The sequence below is a fragment of the Mycobacterium sp. E1747 genome (assembly GCF_001667775.1).
Taxonomy (GTDB): Bacteria; Actinomycetota; Actinomycetes; order Mycobacteriales; family Mycobacteriaceae; genus Mycobacterium.
This window is the reverse complement of sequence record NZ_LZJI01000018.1, coordinates 1-834: the sequence shown is the minus strand read 5'-3', so window position 1 is coordinate 834 and position 834 is coordinate 1. Positions and strand designations below refer to the sequence as shown.

Here is an 834-nt window from a genome sequence, read left to right as displayed (position 1 = left end):
GCTGCGTCAACAGCCCCGGGGTGTGGCCGAACCTACTGCAGAGGGTCGACATGAATAATCGTAGGGGAACGTCCTACCACACCGCGCACAGAGTGGTGAAAAACCAGCGCGGCAACGCATCAGAGCACCGCTGTGTCGACTGCGGGAAACCTGCGCAGCAATGGTCATATGACCATACGGACGCCAACGCAATCATCGACGCACGAGGCCGCGAATACAGTTTCGAGCCGCACCGTTACCAGCCCCGTTGTGTGGCGTGCCACCTCAATTTCGATGCGGAATATCGCCGGTCTGGTATCCCGCAGCTTCATGCCGTCGCCGCAGAACTGGAACCCCAGATCCGTGAGGCTCTTCGCGAGCGCCGCGAGGCGGTGAAACGCTATGACCTCGCCGCCGTTGACAAGTGGGACGACGAGCTCGAGCGCCTGACGGCACCGCTCCACGTCAATGAATCGCGTGGCTTTGGCGAAAAAGCTAAGCAAGTCTAGATAGCGCCCGAGTTCGTACGGGGAGGGTAACCATGGCGGAACTTCAACCCTGCCGCTGCGGACACCAAGCCGGATGGCACGGACACCCACGCCTGGGTTTCCCCACGTGTATCGGCTGCCGCTGCCCCCACTACGAGGCGAAGCGGTGACCGCACCCACCACGGAACGCTACGTCGACCGCAAACAGCATGACTGCGGCTGCACCACAGTCTGGGACACCACGGGCGGTGGTGTGCGTTTCGAGTATGCGTGTGGTGTGCATCGCCGCTACGCCCACCACTGGCCAGTAACACCAGCAATCAAGGAGTGACCATGGCCCCCAGAACCCACGACAAGCCCGAGGAAG

1 protein-coding gene is annotated in these 834 nt (G+C 62.0%); it reads left to right on the top strand.

All coding sequences use genetic code 11. The features are described from left to right. A partial coding sequence (locus A5695_RS28195) for a hypothetical protein (protein WP_231974687.1) occupies positions 1-488 on the top strand: 488 nt, incomplete at its 5' end. Between the last annotated feature and the right edge of the window lie 346 nt (positions 489-834).